We start from the raw sequence: 18,829 nt of genomic DNA on the forward strand, positions 1-18,829 counted from the left end.
GGAGAGCCCCATGATCTCCAGGGCGACATAGAGGTTGAAGATGTCCCCGGAGAGAAACAGAGAGTTCAAGGAGGCCCAAAGAAACATCCACAGAACCCAGAAGTAGCGCCCCTCCCTCTCATGCCGCTCGAAGTAGTACCGGACGGCATAGAGGGTGACGAACGCTCCCACAACGCAGCTCATCAGGACCATGAAGGCGCTCAGGCCATCGGCCCTGAGGTTGATACCCAAAGGGGCGTCCCAGCCGGCCAGCCGGTATTCGAGGGTGCCGTGGCCGGTCACCTGATAGGCCAGCACTATTGAAGCGGCGAGGGTGGCGGGGGCGGTTGCGAGGGCGAGGAAGCGCTGAGGGGTGGAGCTTTTTGCGAGCAGCATGAGGCAGCTAAAGAGGACGGCTGCGAGGGGTATGAGGATGGGCGCGACTACCCAGAAGAAGAAGAGGCCGTTCACTCCCGCTCGTCCTCCGGCAGGTAGGGGCTGCCTCTCTCGATGTACAGCCGGCGTGCCAGCGCCAGAGCGAAGGCCGTGGCGCTCACGGCGACCACGATGCCCGTCAGAACCATGGCGTGGGGGACGGGATCGGGACCGTCCCCGGCACCCCGCAGCGCCAGAGCCACCAGCAGCAAGAAGATCCCGGAGCCCATCATGTTGAGGGCCAGTATCTTGCGGATCAGGTGCGCCTGCACGACCACGGCATAGAGACACACCACGAAGATCGCAACACTGGAGAGGGAGTAGAGGGCGATCTGGTTCACTCGTCCACCTCCGGCGGCGCGGCGAAGAACAGAACCGCGAGCGCCAGCCCGATGGAGATGGCCGCCGGTACCTCGATGGTCATGATGAGGGTGTATGCCAGATCCCTCGGGTACTCGAAGACGGTGCCGGTGGCGAACGCCACGGCCACCCCCACGAGCAGGAAGACCCCGTATCCCGCGACGAGCCCGGCCAGCAGCTTGCCCCGGTGGTTGCTCAGCGAGCGCACGGCTCCCACCAGCACCAGCAGAACGCCCAGCGCCCCCAGCACGGCTCCGCTCTGGAACTCGCCGCCCGGCTCGCTGGAACCCACCCACAGCAGGTAGGCCGCGACCAGCACCATGATCGGGGAGAGGAGACGGGCCAGCGCGATCAGGAGCCGGGGAGGTGCGGACTCCTGCGGAGGCGGCAGGCGCAGCGCCCAGACGCAGATCACGGCCAGGAGCAGCACCCCTATCTCCAGGAAGGTGTCGTAGCTGCGGAAGTTCATCAGCACCGCCGTGACCGGGTTTGAGACCCCGCTCTCGTCCAGGGCCGCGCGAGACTCCCGCGCGAGATCCACGGGCTGCTCCGGCAGCGTGAGTACCGACCAGCCCAGCACCAGAGCCAGCAGCATGCCGACCAGCGCGACCAGCGCCCGGACCGGACCCCGGCGCACCCGGATGCCCCATGCCTTATCCTCGCTCATCCGCCTCACCACCCCGCCGTCTGTCGCGCAGATAGCCGAGGGCGTCCAGAAAGAGCACCCCGGTGATCCCCGCCCCAATGGCGGCCTCCGCCAGAGCGACGTCCGGAGCCTCCAACCGCACCCAGGCCAGCGCCATCAGCAGCCCGAAGGCCACAAAGAGGATGACGGCCTGATAGAGATTCCGGGTGATCAGCACCCGCCAGGCCAGCACCGGTAAGGCGAGCGCCAGCAGGATGTCGAAGATCCAGCCGAACCACTCCGCGCTCATTCCCGCCGCCTCCAGAGCCGGATGTCGTGTTCCAGCGCGGTCCGGGCCACGAGATGCGCCGCCGTGGCTCCGGCCGCCAGTACGAGACCCCAGATCACGAGCAGCTTTACCCCTTCGCTCAGGGACTCCACCTGAAGCAGGAGCCCGAGCACCACCAGCCCCAGCCCCAGGTTGTCCGCCTTGGTGAGGGCGTGCAGCCGGGTGTACACATCCGGGAAGCGCAGCAGCCCGACGGTCCCCGCCAGGAAGAAGAAGGCCCCGGCGAGGATCAGGGCCGCCGAGAGAGCGTTCAGAATGACCGTCATTCCTCCCCCCCGGTCCAGGCCCGGCGGACGAACGCGGCCGCCGCGAAGGCCGCCAGCAGCGCCAGCACGAGAGCCACATCCCGCAGCGGAGGGGAGGAGACACCCTGAGCCAGGAGCAACAGCGCGGCCACGCCCGTGGTGCCGAAGAGCTGGGCGGCGAGTATCCGGTCGGCGGGCGTGGGACCGCGCACGATCCTGATCAGGCCCACCACTATGGTCAGAAGCAGGAAGCTCGCCACCCCGAGGTAGAGCCCGCTCACGCCCGATCTCCCCTCGATGCCATCTCCAGCCCGAAGAGCCCGGCTACCCGCTCTTCCAGACGCTCCAGCTCCCGAACGGCCCCGGGCCCCCTGAGAAGGGTGTGCACCCGCACTTTCTCGTCCGCGTACTCGGCGCTCAGCGTTCCTGGCAGGAGGCTGATCGCGTTCGACATGAATACCCGGGCCGGGGTCTCCGGCAGCCGGAACTCGTACTCTATCAGGTCCGGGTCGAGCGGCAGGCTCGGGCTGAGGCTCCTCCACGCCACGTCTATCCCGCCGCTGAGCGACCGCCACAGGAAGAAGGGCAGGAAACGCACTGCTCCGGCAAATGTCCAGCGCCACCCGCCGGAGCCGAGCCGGAAACCGAGATAGAGCGCCGCCGCGATCGCCGGAATGCCGAAGAGCCAGGAGCTCCACGCTCCCCCGCTCAACACCCACCACAGCGCCGCCAGCAGCCCCGCGCGTACGATCGCAGCCCTCAAATCCGCTCTCCACTCCCCGCGGTCGAAATGATCAAGAATCCAACTCCTCTCAGGGCAAATTTAAACTCAGGGAAAGCTTCGCTCCCCCGAGATGACTGCGCTTGCCAAATTCTTCCCCCGTAACGGGAACCGGCCCCGTGCGTCCCCCGAAAAACCTCTTCCGCCGCAAATGAATCGGCCGCCTCATTATAATCTACCCCGGCCGTGTAGCAAGCTGTGGCATGTGCCGCCTTTTACGCCCGCCTGGCCGAGACGGCCAGTTCGACCAGCCGCTCGGCGAGCGCTTCCCAACTCAGATGCCTCACGCAGTTCTCCCGCACCCGCCGGCCGGCCGCCCGACGCTCCTCCACCGGACGCTCCAGATAGTCGGCCAGAGCCCCGGCCAGATTGGTCTGAAAGCCGTCCGAGAGGCTCACCCTGAGGTCGAAGTCCAGTCCTTTCCCGATTATCTCGCCGGCCTCCCGGAGCCCCGAGTGGTCCGCCACGAACGGGACCACACCGCTGGCGGCGAACTCCGCTGCGACCAGCCCGAAGGTCTCGGGGAAGATGGAGGGAACCACGGCAGCATCTGCGCGGGGGAGCAGCCGGCTCAGCTCCTCGTGATAGAGCGGTCCCACGAACTCCACGGCGTCTGCGGCTCCGGGGGTTGCGTAGAGCTCGGGTCCGGGATCGAAGTGCTCCAGCGGATCCGCTTCTCCGGACTCGAAGCGGCGGCCCGAGGCCGCCAGCAGCCCGGTTAAGGGTTCATTCCTGAACTTGAGCGAGAGGTTTAGGAGCTCCAGCGGCTCCCGGAAGGTTCCGAAGCCGACGATGAGGAGTCTTCCTCCGGTCTGCCGGTGCACCCGGCGGAAGGCCGCCAGCAGGGAGTGGACTCCCTTGGAGTGGATGAGCTTGCCGACGTAGACGATGAGTGGCTCTTCTCCGGAGAGCAGGCGCTCGAGGCGGTCTCCGGCGTCTTGATCATGTCTCCGGGCGTCGTAGGAGCCGGAGATCTCCCGCAGCCGGGTAGCCAGAGCTGCCGGGTCTCCCGGGGTTTCGCGGGCGAGCCGGGAGATGGCCTCCCGCTGCTCCGGACCCCGTCCCGGCCCGCCGGAGAGTCTGGACGTGATCGAGAGGTCTAGGTTCGCAGGGGAGAAGAGGGTGGTATCCACGCCTCCGGGGAGCGGGATGGTTCTCGGGGCGAGGTCCGGGAAGTCTTCGGCTACGGTTCCGGCGCTGTGTTCGGAGAGGGCGACGATCTTTGCGGCGCCCTCCAGGCCTTCGCGGGCCGCCCGCATGTACCGCGCGCTCCTGCGGGCCACGTACTGGAGGCAGCTTCCGTGCACGATGCTGATATAGGGGATGCCGGCCGGCTTCAGGGCGCGGCGGGCGATGAGCGGGCCCGGGACGGAGTGATTCGTCACCCCGGCCTCTGCTCCGGAGAGCTCCAGCACGCTCCGGAGGGCGGCGGCGTTGTGCGTCAGGTACTCTTCGAACTCCTCTTCCGTCAGGTCCAGGAAGGTCTTGACCCGCCAGCCCGGGTACTCGTCGTAGACGTAGACGGGGAGAAGATCCCCGATCTGCGGCCGGTAGACGCTGCAGCGGCCGGGGTAGGGCGTGCGCTGTTCGGCCAGGAGCTCGACTCCGGAGGAGTCCGCCCGGAGGGCACGGTTCACGAAGTCGAAGCGTGTGGGGTGGGGTTCCTGGCAGAGCAGGTGCACCTCGTGCCCGGCCCGGACCAGGGCCCGGCAGAGGTTCTGGACGTAGACGTTGCTCCCGGTACCGGTGAGCATGTAGCCGTGGGTTATGAGCAGCTCCATAACCGGGAAGGATAGCAGAGCGGGATGGATGGTCTAGCAGTCTGTAGTATTAGATTCGGTTTTCAGGCGTTCGCGGAGCAGGAGGAAGTATGGCGAAAGCGGCGTCCGTTCCCCGTCCCGGTTCGGAGGCGCCGGAGATACACCTCCCGAGCGCGCAGGGCGGGCAGTTCCGTCTCTCCGTCCGGACCCCGCGCGGTCCGGTCGTCGTGGTGTTCTTCAGGGGGTGCTGGTCCGGGGAGGACGTGGAGTACTTTAGGGCGCTGGCGGAGAGGGAGGCCGAGATCAACCACGCCGGGGCCACCATTGCGGGTGTCGGAGTGATGGAGCCGCAGGACGCCCGGGAGTTCGTTCGGGCGAGCGGGATCAAGTCCTACGTGCTCTACGGCGGTGAGGCGGTCGCGGAGGAGTACGGCCTGCTGGCGAGGGACCGGGAGCATGGGGCCTTCGCGCGGCCGGCGGTGTTTATCGTTGGGCCGGACCGCAGGGTGGCGCACGCCTGGGTGGACGGACGCCCGGCCCCGGAGGAGATCCTGAGCCGGGTGAGCGAGATCACGGGCCTCCCGGGCGGGAGCGGGGCGGAAGAAGAGGGGGGAGGGGGCTAGCTCCTGAGGTGCAGTGCCAGGTACTCGGCCGGGTGGATCGCCCGGCGGGTCGAGCCGTCCGAGATCTGCTGCCGGCAGGAGGTGCCCGGCGCGACGATCAGGGTATGCGTGCCGGCCTCCCGCACGGCCGGCAGCAGCCGTCGCTCGGCCATCTGCATCGAGACCTCGTAGTGCTCTTTCTCGTAGCCGAAGGCCCCGGCCATCCCGCAGCAGCCCGAGTCCACCACGCTCACCTCGGTCTCCGGTACCAGCGAGAGCGCCCGCACCGTCGGTTCCACGCCGACCAGGGACTTCTGGTGACAGTGGCCGTGCAGGAGGACCGGGTTTCCGGGGTCAAACTCCGGGGCGTCCAGTTCCAGAACGGTCTCTTCGAAGAGCCTGCAGGCCTCAACCAGCTCTGGGACGCGTTCGTCGTCCGGCAGGAGCGAGGGGTAGTCGTCCTTGATGGTCAGGATGCAGCTCGGCTCCAGCCCCACGAGCGGGTAGCCGCGCCGGACGAGCGGGTGGAGCACGTCCACGTTCTTCCTTGCGGACCGGCGGGCGGCGTCCACCATCCCCTGGGAGAGCATCGGCCGCCCGCAGCAGGCGACCTTCGGCACCAGGACCTGCGCTCCGGCGGCTTCCAGCACGTCTATGGCGGACTCCCCGATCCAGGGGTACAGGTACTCCGTGAAGGTGTCGTCGAACAGGACGACCGGCGCGCCGCCGGTGCGGGGACGCCGCTCCCGCAGCCGGGCGCTCAGCGAGCGGTGCGCCAGCGCGGGCAGCCGGCGGTGCGGCGTTATGCCGATCCACGCCGCCAGGCGGCCTGAGAGCGGTAGCCTGCCGGCCAGGTTCATCAGCGGCGTGAACCTTTCGCCGAGCTCGTACAGCCGGCGCACGTGGCCGAAGAAGCGGCTCCTTAAGGGGTAGCCGTTCTTCTCCCGGTAGTGCGCCAGGAACTCGGTCTTCATCTTCGCCACGTCCACCGCTGAAGGGCACTCGGTCTTGCATGCCTTGCAGCCGATGCAGAGGTCCATCACCTCGTAGAGGCGTTCTCCGGTGAGCTCGGCGGGCGGCAGCGTGCCGTCCAGCACCGAACGCAGGGCGTTGGCGCGGGCGCGTGTGGTGTCCTCCTCGCGCGCGGTGACCATGTACGAGGGACACATGGTGCCCGCGATACGTTTGCGGCAGACTCCGGAGCCGTTGCAGAGCTCCACGGCGCGGGCGAAGCCGCCCTGATCGCTGAAGTCCAGATGGGTTTCGAGACGCAGCGTCCGGTAGTCCGGGCCGTAGCGGAGGTTCTCGTGCATCGGTTCGGGCGAGACTATCTTGCCCGGGTTCATCACGTTGTGAGGATCGAAGGCGGCTTTGATCTCCGCGAACGCCTGCGTGATCCTCGGTCCGAACATCTTTTCCAGAAACTGGCTGCGTGCCAGCCCGTCCCCGTGTTCGCCGGAGACGGAGCCGCCGAACTCCACCAGCGTCTCCGCCACCTCCTCTGCGATCCGGCGCATCATCTCGACGCCCGCGCCGGTCTTCAGGTTGATAACGGGCCGCGTGTGCAGGCAGCCCGCTCCGGCGTGACCGTAGTAGCTCGCGGTGGTGCCGGCCCGCTCCACTATCCGGGTGAACTCGCGGATGAAGTCGGGCAGCCGCTCCGGCGCGACCGCCGCGTCCTCCACGAAGGCCACCGGCTGGGCGTCGCCGGGCTCGCTCATGAGCAGCGGGAGGCCGGCCTTGCGCAGATCCCACGCCCGCTGCTGCTCCGCGGGCGTGCGCAGGAGCACCGGGTCGCGGCCGCCGTAGCGTTCGGCGTGGCGCGCCAGATCCTCCAGCTTCGCGCGCACCTCTTGCTGCGGCCCGCTGAACTCCACCATCAGCAGCGCCTCCGGCATCCCGTGCACGAAGCTCATCAGCTTCCGGTAGGCGGGGAAGCGGGAGGTGCGCTGCAGCAGCATCCGGTCCAGCAGCTCGGCCGCCGAGGGCTCCAGCTTCAGCACCGGGACTATCGCCTCGGCGACCGCTTCCAGCGTGTCGAAGTGCAGCACCACGAGCCCGCGCGCCTCGGGCAGCTCGTCTAGGCTGATCACGGCGTCGTCGACGAGCGCGAGGGTCCCCTCGGAGCCCACGATGAGCCTGGCGAGGTTGATCTGCCCGTTCCCGGCGACGACTCCGGGCAGGTCGTAGCCGGAGACGCGGCGGTGGAGCTTCGGGAAGCGGGCCTCTATCTCTTCCCGCTCGCGCTCCAGGACCTCCAGGACCTTGCGGTATATCGCGGCCTCTAGCGTCCTCCCGGTAGCCTTGCGCCGGGCTTCCTCCGGGGAGAGGGGGCCGAAGGTCGCCTTCGACCCGTCTGAGAGGGTGCATCTCACCTCGTGGACGTGGTCTGCGGTCTTCCCGTAGAGCAGGGACCGCATCCCGGCGGAGTTGTTCCCGATCATGCCGCCCAGCGTCGCGCGGTTGGCGGTCGCCGTGTCGGGCCCGAAGAGGAGTCCGTGTTCCTCCAGCGCGGCGTTGAGCTCGGCCTGCACGACTCCCGGCTCGACGCGGGCCAGCCTGCTCCCGGTATCCAGTTCCAGAATGCGGTCGAGCCGGGAGAGATCGAGCTGAAGCCCCGGACCTACCGCCTGCCCGGCGAGGCTGGTCCCCGCGCCGCGCGGCGTGACGGACGAGCTGTGCTCGCGGGCAGCCTCCACGGCGGCCGCGGAATCCTCGGCGCTCCCGGCGATCAGGACGGCGAGCGGCAGGATCTTGTAGATGCTCGCGTCGGTCGCGTACTCCACGCGGGACATGAGATCCGCCCGGACCTCGCCCCGCACCTCCCGGCTCAGGCTCTCGGCCAGAGCCCGGCTCTCATTCTGTAGCTGCATGAAACGAATTATAATCCACCGCGTCTTGTAGTCTCTCGAACGGGAGGTGTGTTCCCTCATCTCCGGACGGAGCGACAACAGCAGAGAGGCCGGAGGAGACCTGCGGCTGCAACTGGAGCTGAAAGACCGGCACATCCGGGAGCTCTACGAGGAGGTTTCGTTGGCTCGTGCCCGGCTGGGCGAGGCCGAAGCGAGACTGGGTGTGGCCGGAGGGCGCATCGCGAAGCTGGAGGCGGATCGGGAGCGGCTGCGGGGGGAGCTCCGGGAGCTGGAGGGCCGGGAGCGCGAGGCCCGGCGGCAGAGCGAACAGCGCGGACGCCGGATCTCGCGTCTGGAGCGGGAGATCGGGCACCTCCGGAGCGACCTCTCCCGGAGGGACGAGCTCCTGCGGCGCCGGGAGCGGGAGATCGAGGAGCTCTCCGCCGAGTCCGGGGAGCAACTGGAGCGCAAAGAGGCGGCTCTGGAGGACGCTCTGCGGCGGGTGGACGGCCTCTCCCGGGACCTAGAGGACCGGGAGGCGGAGATAGACCGGCTCCGCCGGGTGATAGACGGCCTGCAGGAGAAGCTGCGGGAGGAGTACCGCCTGCGGCGGCGGCTGGCCGAGCCCTCCAACCGGCTGCGGGCCGGTATAGGGCTCTTCAACGAGAGCGAGTGCGTGCGGGCGGTGACCTCCATCTCCAAGGCGTTCGGCGAGCCGGACCTCTACGTGGAGCTCGAGGAGGGGGGAGAGCGGCTGGTCTTCCTGACCTTCGTCTGGAGGGAGATCGCCTGGCAGCGGTACGCGGTGAACCCGGAGCCGGAGGTGGGGGAGCCGCGGGTGTATCTGGCCGGGGCCGGGGAGACGCTGCCGCCGGAGGAGCTGCCGGAGCGCCCCAACGCGCACGTGGACGCCCGCGGCCGGGTAGCGCTCGGGCTCTAGGGCCGCCCGGAGCGTCCTCATGCCCCGCGGTCCGGGTCTTCCCCCTCGCCGTCTTCCAGCCGAGATCGGTCGCCGCGCTTCTCGAACTCCGCCGCGAAGTCCCGCACTCCGCGCTTGAGCGAGCCTGCCAGCGCCGAGATGCGCCGGGGACCGAGGATCAGGAAGACGACGAAGAGGAGTATTAGCAGCTCAAACGGTCCCAGTCCCAACATCTGCTCCGGATCAGTAGCGCCGGGCCTCCATTATATATCTCAGGCGGGTGAGCGATCTCTCCCCGTTCAGGCGCGCGAAGCGCTCCAGCCCCACAAGCCGGGCCGCCCGGTCCAGGACCCTGCTCTTTAGCCGGAACTCGCCGCGGTAGGAGACCAGAGAGCCACCGTCCTCCAGAGGCCGCACCTCCACCCACCCGCCGCCCTCGATGAGCGAGGTGTAGATCCAGCATATGCGCCCGTCCGAGTGCTCCACCACCCGCACGTGCGGCTCCAGGTTCCCGGCCGGGGTCTCCAGCAGGAGCCGGTATTCGTCCTCCGAGAGCCGCTCCACGCCGTGCACGCCGACCATCCACTCCTTGGCGTTGCGGAAGTCCGAGATGTAGGCGGCCACGCTCTCGGCGGGGGCCTGGATCTTCTGCGTGATCTCGACGCTGCCCTTCCCGCTCACGCCCACCCCAGCTCTTCTATCCGATCCTCGTCGAAGCCGAAGTGGTGGGCTATCTCGTGCACCACGGTTATCCGCACCTGCCGCTCCAGCTCCGCGTCGGTGTGGAAGTCTCGCTCCAGCGGCTCCTGGAAGATAGTGATCCTGTCCGGTAGCGCCCCGTAGTAGTGCGTGTCGCGCTCGGTGAGCGGGACGCCCTCGTACAGCCCGTAGAGCGAGGGGTCCTCTTCGTGCCGGTCCTCTATGACGATGGCCACGTTGTCCAGAAGCTCCGCGATCTCCGGTGGCAGCCCTTCCAGCGCCCGCTCGACGAGCTCGTCGAAGCTCCGCTCGCGATCTCTCACAACTTCATTGTACTAGATGCTCTCTCGCGCCGGTCCGCCGCCGGAGGGGAGGATATAATCCCGGGGAAGGAGGTAGCTGAAGAGTGAGCTGGATGGTCCGCACGGTAGCGGGACGCTGGGCGGTCTGGCTGTGGCACCGGGTTACAAACCGGCCGCTGCCGGTAGAGCACGCCGCGGAGTGGCTCAGGATACCGGAGCACTCCGTGGAGCAGGTCCTTGAGACGGGAGCGCTGAAGAGCCTGCACCCCTCGGACGTGCTGGAGGCCGCGCGCCGGATGGACCGCCAGCGCCGGGAGTACGACGCCCGCTAAACAGATCCGTTGCCCGCCGCCCCCGGCGGCCTGATTATCCCCTCCTCTATGGCCCGGCTCACGGCGTGCGCCCGGTTGTTCACGTTCAGCTTGAGGAAGATCGTGCGCACGTGGGTCTCGATGGTCCGGTTGCTCAGGTTCATCGCCTCCGCCGCCTCGCGCGAGGTCATCCCCTGCGCGATCATGGAGAGAACCTTCTTCTCCCGCTCCGTGAGGCTCCCCAGCGGCGCCCGCCGGCGGCGATCCCGCCGGTCCCGGACGACGCGCGTGTGGTTGTAGGTCTCCCCCGGGCCACCGCCCGCACCGCCTGCAGGATGTGAGAGAGCGGACTGGCCTTGCAGACCCCGCCGCTCGCCCCGGACCGCAGCCACGGCCGGAGATCGAAGCCCGGCAGCTCCGCCGGCGTGAGGGCCAGGACCGCCGTACTGCCCTCCCACCTCTCGCGCACCGCGGCCGTGATCCCCGCCGGGTCTACCTCCACAGCATCCACCATGAGAACGTCCGGACGCTCCCGAACCCCGGAGGGGTCGAACCCGGCGGGCGAAGAGGAGCCGACCAGAACCGTCTCCGGAGAGTTTCCTATCAGGGTCTCCAGCCCCAGCGCCACGAGCGGAATGCCCTCCACTATGTATACGCCTATCCGCCGGTCGTTCATCCGCCAGCTCCCCCCTCTAATCTATCTTATCCGTCAGATATATCATCTCCATTATCCGGGATGTCCGGTCCTCGCGCTATACTTGGCTTCATGGACGATCTCTTCAGCGGGGCTAAAGAAGAGCTCCTCTCCCGCCGCCGGCCGCTGGCGGAGCGGTTGCGGCCCCGGGCTCTGGACGAGGTGGTGGGACAGCGGCACCTGATCGGCCCGCTGAGGAGCGCGATGCGCTCCGGCCGGGTGGGGGCGATCATCCTCTGGGGCCCGCCGGGGTCCGGTAAGACGACGCTGGCGCGGCTGGTCGCCGCCGGGAGCGGTCTGGAGTTCGCGCCCCTGAGCGCCGTGACCGGCGGGGTGAGGGAGCTGCGGGCCGCTCTTGAGGCCGCCCGGGAGCGGCTGAAGTTCGAGGGGCGGGGCACGGTCGTCTTCGTGGACGAGGTACACCGCTTCAACAAGGCTCAGCAGGACGCCTTGCTGCCGGCGGTCGAGGAGGGGCTGGTGGACTTCATCGGGGCGACCACCGAGAACCCTTCGTTCGAGGTCACCGCGCCGCTGCTCTCCCGGTGCCGGGTGCTGCGGCTGGAGCCACTCTCGGAGGCCGAGGTGGACGAGCTGGTACGCCGGGGCTGCGGGGAGCTCGGGGTGCGGCTCGCCGGAGGTGCCCGGGAGTATCTGCTGCGCTTCGCCGGGGGCGACGGGCGCAGGGCGCTGAACGCGCTAGAGGCGGCCGCGCGGCTGAGCGGGAGCGGGACCGTGGGGGTGGAGGATATCGAGCGGGCCGTCGGGGGGAAGGCGCTCGCCTACGGTCGGGAGGAGCGCTATGACGTCGTCAGCGCGTTCATCAAGAGCGTGCGCGGAGGAGACCCGGACGCCGCGCTGCACTACCTGGCCCGGATGCTGGAGGCCGGGGAGGACCCGGTCTTCATCGCGCGGAGGCTCGTGATCCTGGCCGCAGAAGACGTAGGAAACGCCGACCCGCGCGGGCTGCCGCTCGCGGTGGCCGCGGCGCAGGCGGTGCAGCTCGTCGGGCTGCCGGAGGGCAGGATACCGCTCGCTCAGGCGGCGACTTACCTGGCCGCCTCCCCCAAGTCCAACGCGGCCTACGCCGGGATCGACCGGGCGCTCGAAGACGTGCGCAAAGAGAAGCTGCCGCCGGTGCCGCTGCACCTGCGCAACGCTCCCACCGGCCTGATGAAGCGCGAGGGGTATGGGGAGGGCTACGAGTACCTGCACGCCGGCGGGGTGGAGGGGATGGACCAGCGGTACCTGCCGGAGGAGCTCGCCGGCCGCATCTACTACGATCCGAAGGAGAGCGGGGCGGAGGCGGAGATCCGGGAGCGTATATCTCGCTGGCGGCGGGAGCGTCAGGAGCGCGAAGCCTCCTCCGGGGAGTCCGGCGGCTGACGTCTCCGGGGTGTTTGCCGCGGCCGTCTGCGTGGTATGTTAGGAGGACAAGTGGAGTCCCCTCCTTCCGGCCGCTAACGGGAGCAATGATGATGCCATGGGCGAACTGCTCACACTGAAATCCCTTGTCGGGGATCTGGCCAGCGACCGGCCGGCGATCGCGGCGTTGCAGAAAGAAGATGCGGAGTTCTGGACCTACGCTGAGCTGGCCGGCCGCGCACGGCGGCTGGCCGGCGGGCTGGCGGAGACCGGGGTCGGCCGCGGCGACCGCGTAGCGCTGCTGGCGGACAACCGGCCGGAGTGGATCGCATCTTGCCTGGCCGTGATCGAGGCCGGGGCCGTAATCGTGCCCCTGGACGTGAATCTGGAGGATGAGGACCTCTCTTACGCCCTGAACGACAGCGAGGCCGGCACGATCTTCACCACGGCCGAACAGGCCGGACGCCTCGGGCGCCTGAAGCTCGATAGAGCGCCCGAACCCGTCCTGCTCGATGCCGGGCCGGACGACGAGCGGAGCTGGCAGCGCCTGATGGCTGATGAGGCTCCGGAGCGGACCGGGCTCGGGCCGGACGATCCGGCGGCGCTCTTCTACACCTCCGGCACCACCGGCCGGGCGAAGGGTGTGCCGCTCTCCCACGGCAACCTCGCCTACCAGCTCAACACCCTGAGGGACGCGGACTTAGTAACCGAGGAAGACCGGGTGCTGCTCCCGCTGCCGCTGCATCACGTCTACCCCTTCGTGGTGGGGATGCTCACGCCGCTGGCGCTCGGCCTGACCATAGTCATGCCCTACGCGCTTACGGGTCCGCAGCTCGTGCGGGCCATGCGCGAGGGCGAGGTCTCCGTGGTCATCGGCGTCCCGCGGCTCTACAGCGCGCTGTACTCCGGGATAGAGGACCGGCTGAGGTCCGGCAACCCGCTCGCGGCCGGTGCGTTCAGGGCCGGTGTCGGCCTCAGTGCCGGTCTGCGCCGCCGGACGGGGCTGAACCCCGGCCGGCTGCTGATGCGCCCGCTGCACCGGCGGTTCGGGCCGAAGCTGCGCGTCCTGGCCTCCGGCGGTGCGGCGCTCGACCCCGACGTGGGCTGGAAGCTGGAGGGGCTGGGCTGGCAGGTGGGCATCGGCTACGGCCTCACCGAGACCTCGCCGCTCCTGACGCTCAACCCCCCCGGCACCCTGAAGCTTGAGAGCGCCGGGAGGCCCGTGCCGGGCACCGAGGTGCGGCTGGACCCCTCGGCCGTGCCCGGCCGGGAGGGGGAGGAGGCCCGGGCTGCCGGGCCGCACAGGGAGGGCGAGATCCTGGCCCGCGGTCCCGGCGTCTTTGAGGGCTACCGCAACATGCCGGAGGAGACCGGGGAGGTCTTCACCGAAGACGGCTGGTTCCGTACCGGGGATCTCGGCTACTTCGACGAGGACGGTTTCCTGTACATCACGGGCCGGGCCTCGACCCTGATCGTCACCGAGGGCGGCAAGAACGTCCAGCCCGAGGAAGTCGAAGAGGTCTACCTGGAGAGCCCGTACATCCGCGAGATCGGGGTGCTGGAGGACGGCGGCCGGCTCGCAGCCCTGATCGTGCCTGAGATGCGCGAGGTCCGGCGGCGCGGCGAGGTGGAGGAGGTAATCCGCGAGGCGGTCGCCGAGCGGTCGCGGCACCTGCCGGCCTACCAGCGGATCTCGGACTACGCCATCACCGGCCGGCCGCTGGAGTACACGCAGCTCGGCAAGCTGCGCCGGCATATCCTGGAGGAACGCTACGAGCAAGCGAAATGGGGAGAGGAGGCCGGGGAGGCACCGGTCCCGGTAGAGGAGATGTCCCGAGAGGATCGCGAGCTGCTGGAGAACCCGGCGGCGCGCCAGGTGTGGAACTGGCTCGCCGACCGCTACCCCGACCGGCGCCTGGAGCCGGAGACGCACCTGCACCTGGACCTGGGCATAGACTCGCTGGAGTGGGTGAACCTGACGATGGAGATCGGGCAGCGCACCGGCGTGGAGCTGGAAGAGGAGGCAATAGAGCGCGTGGAGACCGTGCGCGACCTGCTGCGGGAGGTAGCCGAAGCCGGCGAGACCCGGGACATAGCCTCGCCGCTGAAGAACCCCGAACAGGTGCTCGACGGCCGGCAGAAGCGCCTGCTCCGGCCGCTAAGCCCGGTAGAGGCCGCTCTGGCGCGGGGAATGTTCGCCCTCAACCGGGCGGTGGCGCGGGGACCGTTTGCGCTCAGGGTGGAAGGCCGCGAGCGGCTGCCGGAGGAGGGGCCGTTTATCATCGCGCCCAATCACGTCAGCTACCTGGACGCCTTCGCGGTCGCTGCGGCGCTCGACCACCGGCATCTACGCCGGACGTACTGGGGCGGCTGGGTCGGCGCGGCCTTCGGCAACCCGGTCAATCGCTTCATCAGCCGGCTCGCTCAGGTGGTGCCCGTAGATCCCCACCGCGCCGGCACCTCCAGCCTGGCGTTCTCCGCGGCCGTGCTGGAGCGGGGGAAGAACCTGGTCTGGTTCCCAGAGGGGCGGCGCTCGCCGACCGGGGAGCTGCAGCCGTTCAAGCCCGGGGTCGGGATGCTGCTGGAGCACTTCCGGGTGCCGGTGGTGCCGGTCTTCATCCGCGGCACACGCGAGGCGATGCCGCAGGGGCAGATTCTGCCGCGGCCGCACCCGGTAACCGTGGTCTTTGGCGAGCCGTTGGAGCCGGACGAGCTCGAGCGGCAGGGGGAAGGGGACCGGCCCCAGGATCGCATCACGAGCGCCCTGCGCGAGCGCGTGGCCGAGCTGGGCCGCCGGTAGCGGGCAGATTACTTTACCTGCCGGCGGTTCCTCCTGCGGCGCACAGCCGCGTAGCCCAGCGCGAGCAGCAAGGCCAGCGCCAGAACCGCAGGGCCGGCCGAGCGCAGGACGGTCAGGATGGTGTCCCAGTACTGCCCGAAGAGGTAGCCTATCGTGCTCAGCAGCGTGGCCCAGATTGAGATTGCCAGCAGGTCGAAGGCCAGGAAGCGCCGGTAGCTTATCCGCATCACCCCGGCGCAGAGGGGGAGGCTGCCCCGGAAGCCGGGGATCAGGCGGCCCGTGAGGATCATCTTCCCCCCGTGGGTCCTGACGCGGCGTTCGATCCACTTGAAGCGGGCGGGAGCCCGCCAGCGTCTCGGGAGCCGCTTGTGGAGCATCCGGAGTACGAACCTGCGGCCGCCCAGGCGGCCCGTCCAGTACATGGTGTTGTCCGAGACGATCGCGCCCAGAGCCCCGGCCAGTATCACGAGCCCCAGGTCTACGTGCGGGGTGTGGGAGAACAGGCCGCCGGAGAGCATGGCCAGATCTCCGGAATTGGGCAGGAAGAAATCCAGCGCAGCCCCGAGGAAGACGATCAGGTACTTGTAGTTCAGCATCAGCTCCGTGAGGAACCGGAGCAGCTCCTGGGGCGAGTCCGGAAGCGAGGGGAGGGCGGTCGGGGTCATCGCCCGGGCGCTTTCCCGGAAACGCGTCGCAGCGGGCTCCCCGAGGGCTCGGACGGGCCGTCGAGCGGGGTCTTGCGGTCGGTGGCGAGCAGGAGCGCGACGAAGGCGAACGGCGCGAACCAAACCAGGTAGGGGTAGAACCAGTAGTTGAGCGTGAGCTGCACCCCGATCAGGAGCGCCGCGGAGAGCGCGGCCAGCCGCCGGACGGTGCGCTCGCGCGGCAGGAAGAACGTGAGCAGGGCCACGAACGCCACGAGCGCCATCGCGGGCCGCTGCAGGACCCGCGTCTCCGGGATCTGCCCGTAGATGGACCAGGGGGTCTCGCGGCCGGTCTGGTAGGCGAAGGTGCGCTCGTAGAAGAGGCGCAGTCCCTCCAGGAAGCTGCCGTCCAGCGCCAGCACCCAGAACGAGCCCGCGAACACGGCCAGACCTCCGAGCAGGAACTTCAGTACGGGTCCCGGCCGCAGCCCGTTCTGGGCGAGCCAGAGCGGGGCGAGCACGAGCGGGGCGAGCTTGATTGCGAACCCGGCCGCGACCGTAGCTCCGCGCGCAACCGGCGAGGCGAACGCCGCCAGCCCCAGAGCACCGAACGCCGCCAGCAGCACGTCGTTGGTGTTGTTGTTGGTCGCGTAGACGGTGTGCGGGAAGACCGCCCAGGCAAAGAAGAGCGCCGCGGCTCCAGGAGCCCCCGCCAGCCGCCGGCCCGCGGCCATGAGCGCCAGCGCCGCGATCACGAAGGCCGCTACGGTGACGGCGTGGGCGGCGGGCAGGTAGTCCCACTCGCCGGAGAAGCCGAAGAGGAGGTTGGCGGGGACGTAGATCAGGTAGTTCAGCGGTCCGTAGGTGTCGCCGGTGGAGATCTCCTCCGGCATGTTCCCGTACGGCAGGGTACCGCTCAGGATGCGGTCCGCCCCGGCGGCCCCGGCGTACCCCACGTCTATCACGCGGGAGTGGATGTTCAGCGCGATGATAAAACCGCTCGCCAGGGCCCCGAGCGCGAAGAGCGCCGGGGCGGGGAGGTTGCTCGTGCGCTCCACGCGCTCCCCGACGCCGAATCCCGCGAGCAGCGTCCGCGCGAAGAGGTAGACGAGAGGGGGGTAGAGGAGCGCGACCGCCCAGAACGGCTCCCCGGCGCGGAAGAAGTGGTGCGAGATAAGAAACCCCAGGAGCGCCAGCACGTCCAGGTTGCGCAGGGAGAGCACGCGGTCGGTGCGGGCGAACGCCAGTGCGAAGAGCAGGGCCAGCGCGCCCCAGACGAGCGGGTGGTTCGCCTCCTTGCCGTAAGCCCCTTCTTCGCCGCGTGCCATCTGCCAGGCTATCTGCTCCCCGGTCCAGGCGTACTCCAGCCGCCCGCCCGCGTCGCTTATGCCGACGCGGGCGATCTCCTCCTCCCGGTCCGGACCGGAGTAGAAGCTGACCGTCCACTCGTCTCCGGCCGGGTCATAGTCCGCTGCGGCTGCGTAGGAGCCCCGCCGCTCCAGCTCGGCCCGCACCTTGGGGCTGGCGGAGGCCAGCCGGATCGCTTCCGCCGGCGGGGTTCGCGGATACTCTATGCTGCGGGCCGCCGGGTAGACCTCGATCCGCGTCGCCTTACCCGTGGAGTCCTCTACCGTCAGGGCCGCCACCGCTGCTCCCGAGACCGTCTCGGTGAGCACGACGCGCCAGGTGCCGGAGTCCGCCCGGTAGAGGGCGGAGGTCTCGACCGTGGGGTTCTCCAGCAGCTCTGCCGTCTCGGGCTCTGTGTAGGCTGCGCGCTCTGCCGCCGCCCGGTCGAGCCGGGGACCGGAGCCCGCCCCCAGCGCCAGGAGGAGCGCAACCAGCAGCAGGGCCGCAGGGATGAGCGTGGGTGCTCTGGTGGGCGCTCCCGGCAGCGGGCTACTCCTCCCGCTCCTCCGGGGTCTGACCGAAGAGCTCGAAGACCGTCTGCAGGCCCTCGGGGGCGCCGGTCGCGAGCAGGGCGTCCCCGGCGCGCAGTCTGTAGGTGTGGCGCGGGCGGTAGGTCCAGCGGCCGCCGCGGTTGACGGCGAGGACGTACATCCCCGCCTCCGTCTCCAGTTGGAGGGCCTCGAGCGTGGCGCCGTCCGCCGTGGAGTCCGGGGACACGGTGAGCTTGAGCACCACCTCGTCCGACTCGCCGACGGCCGCCGAGAGGACCGGGTGCACCTCCTCGCCCTTCTCCACGATCCAGACCATCTCCTGGGCGCAGTCTGCGATGGTTTCGGAGGCGGTGGCCAGATGCAGCAGCCCGCGCAGGCTCGGAGGGTCTTCTATGTCCCGGGCGGCGAGCAGCACCCAGTGCTCCAGCCGGTGGCGCATCTGGTCCATCATGTCCTCTATGGCAACGACTTCCCGGGCGATCCCGGCATCGTAGTAGAGGAGGGCCGAGTAGGCGAGCCCCACGGCGACCTCGGAGATATTCTTCATCTCCACCAGGATGTCTACGGCCCGATCCAGCTCCGAGAGCTGGCCGGGCGGCTTCTCTGCGGCGGGCTTGCGGTGCAGGGGCTCGGCTCCGGCCAGCTCGCGCACCTCGTCCACGCCCTCCGGGGGGCCCTGCAGGAAGAGAACATCACCCGCGCGCAGGATCTCGTCCGGCTCGGGATCGAAGGTCCACTCGATATCCGAGCGGATGGCGAGGGGCCGCATCCCGCTCTCCAGCGGGAGATCCAGGTCGGCGAGCCGGCTGCCGTCCATCCTGCTGCCGGCTGCGATCCTCACCCGGGAGGTCGCCTCTTCGGCGGCCGAGAGGTCCTCGTGCAGCTCGGGCGGTATGCCCAGGCGCTTCACCACGATCTTGGCTATGTCGTAGGCTGCGTTGCCGATCTTCTCGATATCGTGCACGACCTGCAGCACCCCCGCCATCTGCTCGGCGTCCTGGGGACTGCGGGCGGCGAGCACCGCCAGGGTCTGCATGTCGAAGACCAGAGCATTCAGGCGCTCCTCCAGCCGGAAGACCTCCTCTGAGAAGTCCTCCGAGTCGTAGAAGAGCGCCGCGTAGGCCAGGTCCACCATCAGCTCCGAGGTGTTCTTGGCCTCGGCCAGCATGTCCTTCAAGTTTCTGGGGTGTTGGGGCTCGCGTGCAAACATCT

The 18,829-nt window shown here is 69.2% G+C and carries 21 protein-coding genes and 1 pseudogene; 5 read left to right on the forward strand and 17 right to left on the reverse strand.

Annotated elements, in window-relative coordinates; all coding sequences use genetic code 11:
* The 8 genes and pseudogenes from E0L93_RS05345 to E0L93_RS05380 all read right to left on the reverse strand — a co-directional run.
* Nucleotides 1-450, reverse strand: a pseudogene (locus tag E0L93_RS05345) (oxidoreductase); the annotation flags it as partial.
* Nucleotides 447-755 (reverse strand): cation:proton antiporter subunit C, encoded by a 309-nt coding sequence (locus E0L93_RS05350; RefSeq protein WP_132689533.1) that lies wholly within the window; start codon nucleotides 753-755, stop codon nucleotides 447-449. The gene E0L93_RS05350 and the pseudogene E0L93_RS05345, both read right to left, overlap by 4 nt.
* Nucleotides 752-1,441 carry a hydrogen gas-evolving membrane-bound hydrogenase subunit E gene (mbhE, locus tag E0L93_RS05355; protein WP_132689535.1) on the reverse strand — a complete coding sequence of 230 codons (690 nt, stop codon included), beginning with the start codon at nucleotides 1,439-1,441 and terminating at the stop codon, nucleotides 752-754. Before mbhE ends, E0L93_RS05350 begins: the two co-directional genes overlap by 4 nt.
* Nucleotides 1,428-1,709 (reverse strand): Na(+)/H(+) antiporter subunit B, encoded by a 282-nt coding sequence (locus tag E0L93_RS05360; protein ID WP_132689538.1) that lies wholly within the window; start codon nucleotides 1,707-1,709, stop codon nucleotides 1,428-1,430. The genes mbhE and E0L93_RS05360 overlap by 14 nt, the downstream gene beginning before the upstream one ends.
* The gene (gene mnhG, locus E0L93_RS05365) at nucleotides 1,706-2,014 is read right to left on the reverse strand and encodes a monovalent cation/H(+) antiporter subunit G (protein WP_132689540.1); all 309 of its coding nucleotides are present in this window, start codon (nucleotides 2,012-2,014) and stop codon (nucleotides 1,706-1,708) included. Before mnhG ends, E0L93_RS05360 begins: the two co-directional genes overlap by 4 nt.
* A complete protein-coding gene (locus E0L93_RS05370; RefSeq protein ID WP_132689543.1) occupies nucleotides 2,011-2,274 on the reverse strand; it encodes an MrpF/PhaF family protein in 264 nt (87 codons plus the stop codon). Before E0L93_RS05370 ends, mnhG begins: the two co-directional genes overlap by 4 nt.
* Complete coding sequence (locus tag E0L93_RS05375; protein ID WP_165874179.1) at nucleotides 2,271-2,756, reverse strand: Na+/H+ antiporter subunit E; 486 nt, start codon at nucleotides 2,754-2,756, stop codon at nucleotides 2,271-2,273. Before E0L93_RS05375 ends, E0L93_RS05370 begins: the two co-directional genes overlap by 4 nt.
* 233 nt (nucleotides 2,757-2,989) lie before the next feature.
* Complete coding sequence (locus tag E0L93_RS05380) at nucleotides 2,990-4,555, reverse strand: glycosyltransferase family 4 protein (protein ID WP_132689548.1); 1,566 nt, start codon at nucleotides 4,553-4,555, stop codon at nucleotides 2,990-2,992.
* 89 nt (nucleotides 4,556-4,644) lie between these two features.
* Here E0L93_RS05380 and E0L93_RS05385 point away from each other — a divergent pair, with 89 nt between their 5' ends.
* Entirely contained in the window at nucleotides 4,645-5,157 is a 513-nt protein-coding gene (locus tag E0L93_RS05385; RefSeq protein WP_132689551.1) for a peroxiredoxin family protein, read from the forward strand.
* Here the strand turns inward: E0L93_RS05385 and E0L93_RS05390 are convergent.
* Nucleotides 5,154-8,009, reverse strand: a complete 2,856-nt coding sequence (locus E0L93_RS05390) for an FAD-binding and (Fe-S)-binding domain-containing protein (RefSeq protein ID WP_132689554.1) — start codon at nucleotides 8,007-8,009, stop codon at nucleotides 5,154-5,156. The genes E0L93_RS05385 and E0L93_RS05390 overlap by 4 nt on opposite strands.
* A 46-nt stretch (nucleotides 8,010-8,055) precedes the next feature.
* Here E0L93_RS05390 and E0L93_RS05395 point away from each other — a divergent pair, with 46 nt between their 5' ends.
* Nucleotides 8,056-8,928 (forward strand): hypothetical protein, encoded by an 873-nt coding sequence (locus E0L93_RS05395; protein ID WP_132689557.1) that lies wholly within the window; start codon nucleotides 8,056-8,058, stop codon nucleotides 8,926-8,928.
* A 17-nt stretch (nucleotides 8,929-8,945) separates the two neighbouring features.
* Here E0L93_RS05395 and E0L93_RS05400 read toward each other — a convergent pair whose 3' ends face one another.
* From E0L93_RS05400 to E0L93_RS05410, 3 genes are read right to left on the reverse strand one after another with little or no spacing between them, the layout of a single operon-like run.
* Nucleotides 8,946-9,140, reverse strand: coding sequence for a twin-arginine translocase TatA/TatE family subunit (locus tag E0L93_RS05400; protein ID WP_132689559.1), 195 nt, complete (start codon nucleotides 9,138-9,140; stop codon nucleotides 8,946-8,948).
* A gap of 10 nt (nucleotides 9,141-9,150) precedes the next feature.
* Nucleotides 9,151-9,588, reverse strand: coding sequence for an SRPBCC family protein (locus E0L93_RS05405; RefSeq protein WP_165874180.1), 438 nt, complete (start codon nucleotides 9,586-9,588; stop codon nucleotides 9,151-9,153).
* Nucleotides 9,585-9,929 (reverse strand): metallopeptidase family protein, encoded by a 345-nt coding sequence (locus tag E0L93_RS05410; protein ID WP_132689564.1) that lies wholly within the window; start codon nucleotides 9,927-9,929, stop codon nucleotides 9,585-9,587. Before E0L93_RS05410 ends, E0L93_RS05405 begins: the two co-directional genes overlap by 4 nt.
* An 83-nt stretch (nucleotides 9,930-10,012) precedes the next feature.
* On the opposite strand from E0L93_RS05410, the gene E0L93_RS05415 reads away from it, so the two are divergent.
* On the forward strand, nucleotides 10,013-10,240 hold the full coding sequence (locus E0L93_RS05415; protein WP_132689567.1) for a hypothetical protein: 228 nt from the start codon (nucleotides 10,013-10,015) through the stop codon (nucleotides 10,238-10,240).
* Here E0L93_RS05415 and E0L93_RS05420 read toward each other — a convergent pair.
* Both E0L93_RS05420 and E0L93_RS05425 read right to left on the reverse strand, forming a co-directional pair.
* A complete protein-coding gene (locus E0L93_RS05420; RefSeq protein WP_132689570.1) occupies nucleotides 10,237-10,425 on the reverse strand; it encodes a response regulator transcription factor in 189 nt (62 codons plus the stop codon). The two genes, E0L93_RS05415 and E0L93_RS05420, sit on opposite strands and share 4 nt — an antisense overlap.
* Complete coding sequence (locus tag E0L93_RS05425) at nucleotides 10,422-10,895, reverse strand: response regulator (RefSeq protein WP_132689573.1); 474 nt, start codon at nucleotides 10,893-10,895, stop codon at nucleotides 10,422-10,424. Before E0L93_RS05425 ends, E0L93_RS05420 begins: the two co-directional genes overlap by 4 nt.
* Before the next feature lie 90 nt (nucleotides 10,896-10,985).
* Here E0L93_RS05425 and E0L93_RS05430 point away from each other — a divergent pair, with 90 nt between their 5' ends.
* The gene (locus E0L93_RS05430) at nucleotides 10,986-12,296 is read left to right on the forward strand and encodes a replication-associated recombination protein A (RefSeq protein WP_132689576.1); all 1,311 of its coding nucleotides are present in this window, start codon (nucleotides 10,986-10,988) and stop codon (nucleotides 12,294-12,296) included.
* 97 nt (nucleotides 12,297-12,393) lie between these two features.
* Complete coding sequence (locus tag E0L93_RS05435; RefSeq protein WP_207890344.1) at nucleotides 12,394-15,075, forward strand: AMP-binding protein; 2,682 nt, start codon at nucleotides 12,394-12,396, stop codon at nucleotides 15,073-15,075.
* Nucleotides 15,076-15,083: 8 nt separating this feature from the next.
* Here the strand turns inward: E0L93_RS05435 and E0L93_RS05440 are convergent, their stop codons facing one another.
* The 3 genes from E0L93_RS05440 to E0L93_RS05450 all read right to left on the reverse strand — a co-directional run bounded on the left by E0L93_RS05440 (nucleotide 15,084) and on the right by E0L93_RS05450 (nucleotide 18,827).
* Nucleotides 15,084-15,740 (reverse strand): DedA family protein, encoded by a 657-nt coding sequence (locus E0L93_RS05440; protein WP_132689578.1) that lies wholly within the window; start codon nucleotides 15,738-15,740, stop codon nucleotides 15,084-15,086.
* Entirely contained in the window at nucleotides 15,737-17,365 is a 1,629-nt protein-coding gene (locus E0L93_RS05445; protein WP_132689580.1) for a hypothetical protein, read from the reverse strand. The genes E0L93_RS05440 and E0L93_RS05445 overlap by 4 nt, the downstream gene beginning before the upstream one ends.
* 250 nt (nucleotides 17,366-17,615) lie before the next feature.
* Nucleotides 17,616-18,827 (reverse strand): potassium channel family protein, encoded by a 1,212-nt coding sequence (locus tag E0L93_RS05450; protein ID WP_132689583.1) that lies wholly within the window; start codon nucleotides 18,825-18,827, stop codon nucleotides 17,616-17,618.
* Nucleotides 18,828-18,829 lie beyond the last annotated feature (2 nt).

Source organism: Rubrobacter taiwanensis (assembly GCF_004337705.1).
GTDB lineage: Bacteria > Actinomycetota > Rubrobacteria > Rubrobacterales > Rubrobacteraceae > Rubrobacter_C > Rubrobacter_C taiwanensis.

Bases quoted from the DNA above. Each gene is read 5' to 3' on its own strand.
- mbhE (WP_132689535.1), bottom strand. From the start codon at position 1,441: ATGAGCGAGGATAAGGCATGGGGCATCCGGGTGCGCCGGGGTCCGGTC.
- E0L93_RS05360 (WP_132689538.1), bottom strand. From the start codon at position 1,709: ATGAGCGCGGAGTGGTTCGGCTGGATCTTCGACATCCTGCTGGCGCTC.
- mnhG (WP_132689540.1), bottom strand. From the start codon at position 2,014: ATGACGGTCATTCTGAACGCTCTCTCGGCGGCCCTGATCCTCGCCGGG.
- E0L93_RS05380 (WP_132689548.1), bottom strand. From the start codon at position 4,555: ATGGAGCTGCTCATAACCCACGGCTACATGCTCACCGGTACCGGGAGC.
- E0L93_RS05385 (WP_132689551.1), top strand. From the start codon at position 4,645: ATGGCGAAAGCGGCGTCCGTTCCCCGTCCCGGTTCGGAGGCGCCGGAG.
- E0L93_RS05390 (WP_132689554.1), bottom strand. From the start codon at position 8,009: ATGCAGCTACAGAATGAGAGCCGGGCTCTGGCCGAGAGCCTGAGCCGG.
- E0L93_RS05400 (WP_132689559.1), bottom strand. From the start codon at position 9,140: ATGTTGGGACTGGGACCGTTTGAGCTGCTAATACTCCTCTTCGTCGTC.
- E0L93_RS05420 (WP_132689570.1), bottom strand. From the start codon at position 10,425: ATGATCGCGCAGGGGATGACCTCGCGCGAGGCGGCGGAGGCGATGAAC.
- E0L93_RS05425 (WP_132689573.1), bottom strand. From the start codon at position 10,895: ATGAACGACCGGCGGATAGGCGTATACATAGTGGAGGGCATTCCGCTC.
- E0L93_RS05430 (WP_132689576.1), top strand. From the start codon at position 10,986: ATGGACGATCTCTTCAGCGGGGCTAAAGAAGAGCTCCTCTCCCGCCGC.
- E0L93_RS05435 (WP_207890344.1), top strand. From the start codon at position 12,394: ATGGGCGAACTGCTCACACTGAAATCCCTTGTCGGGGATCTGGCCAGC.
- E0L93_RS05440 (WP_132689578.1), bottom strand. From the start codon at position 15,740: ATGACCCCGACCGCCCTCCCCTCGCTTCCGGACTCGCCCCAGGAGCTG.
- E0L93_RS05450 (WP_132689583.1), bottom strand. From the start codon at position 18,827: ATGTTTGCACGCGAGCCCCAACACCCCAGAAACTTGAAGGACATGCTG.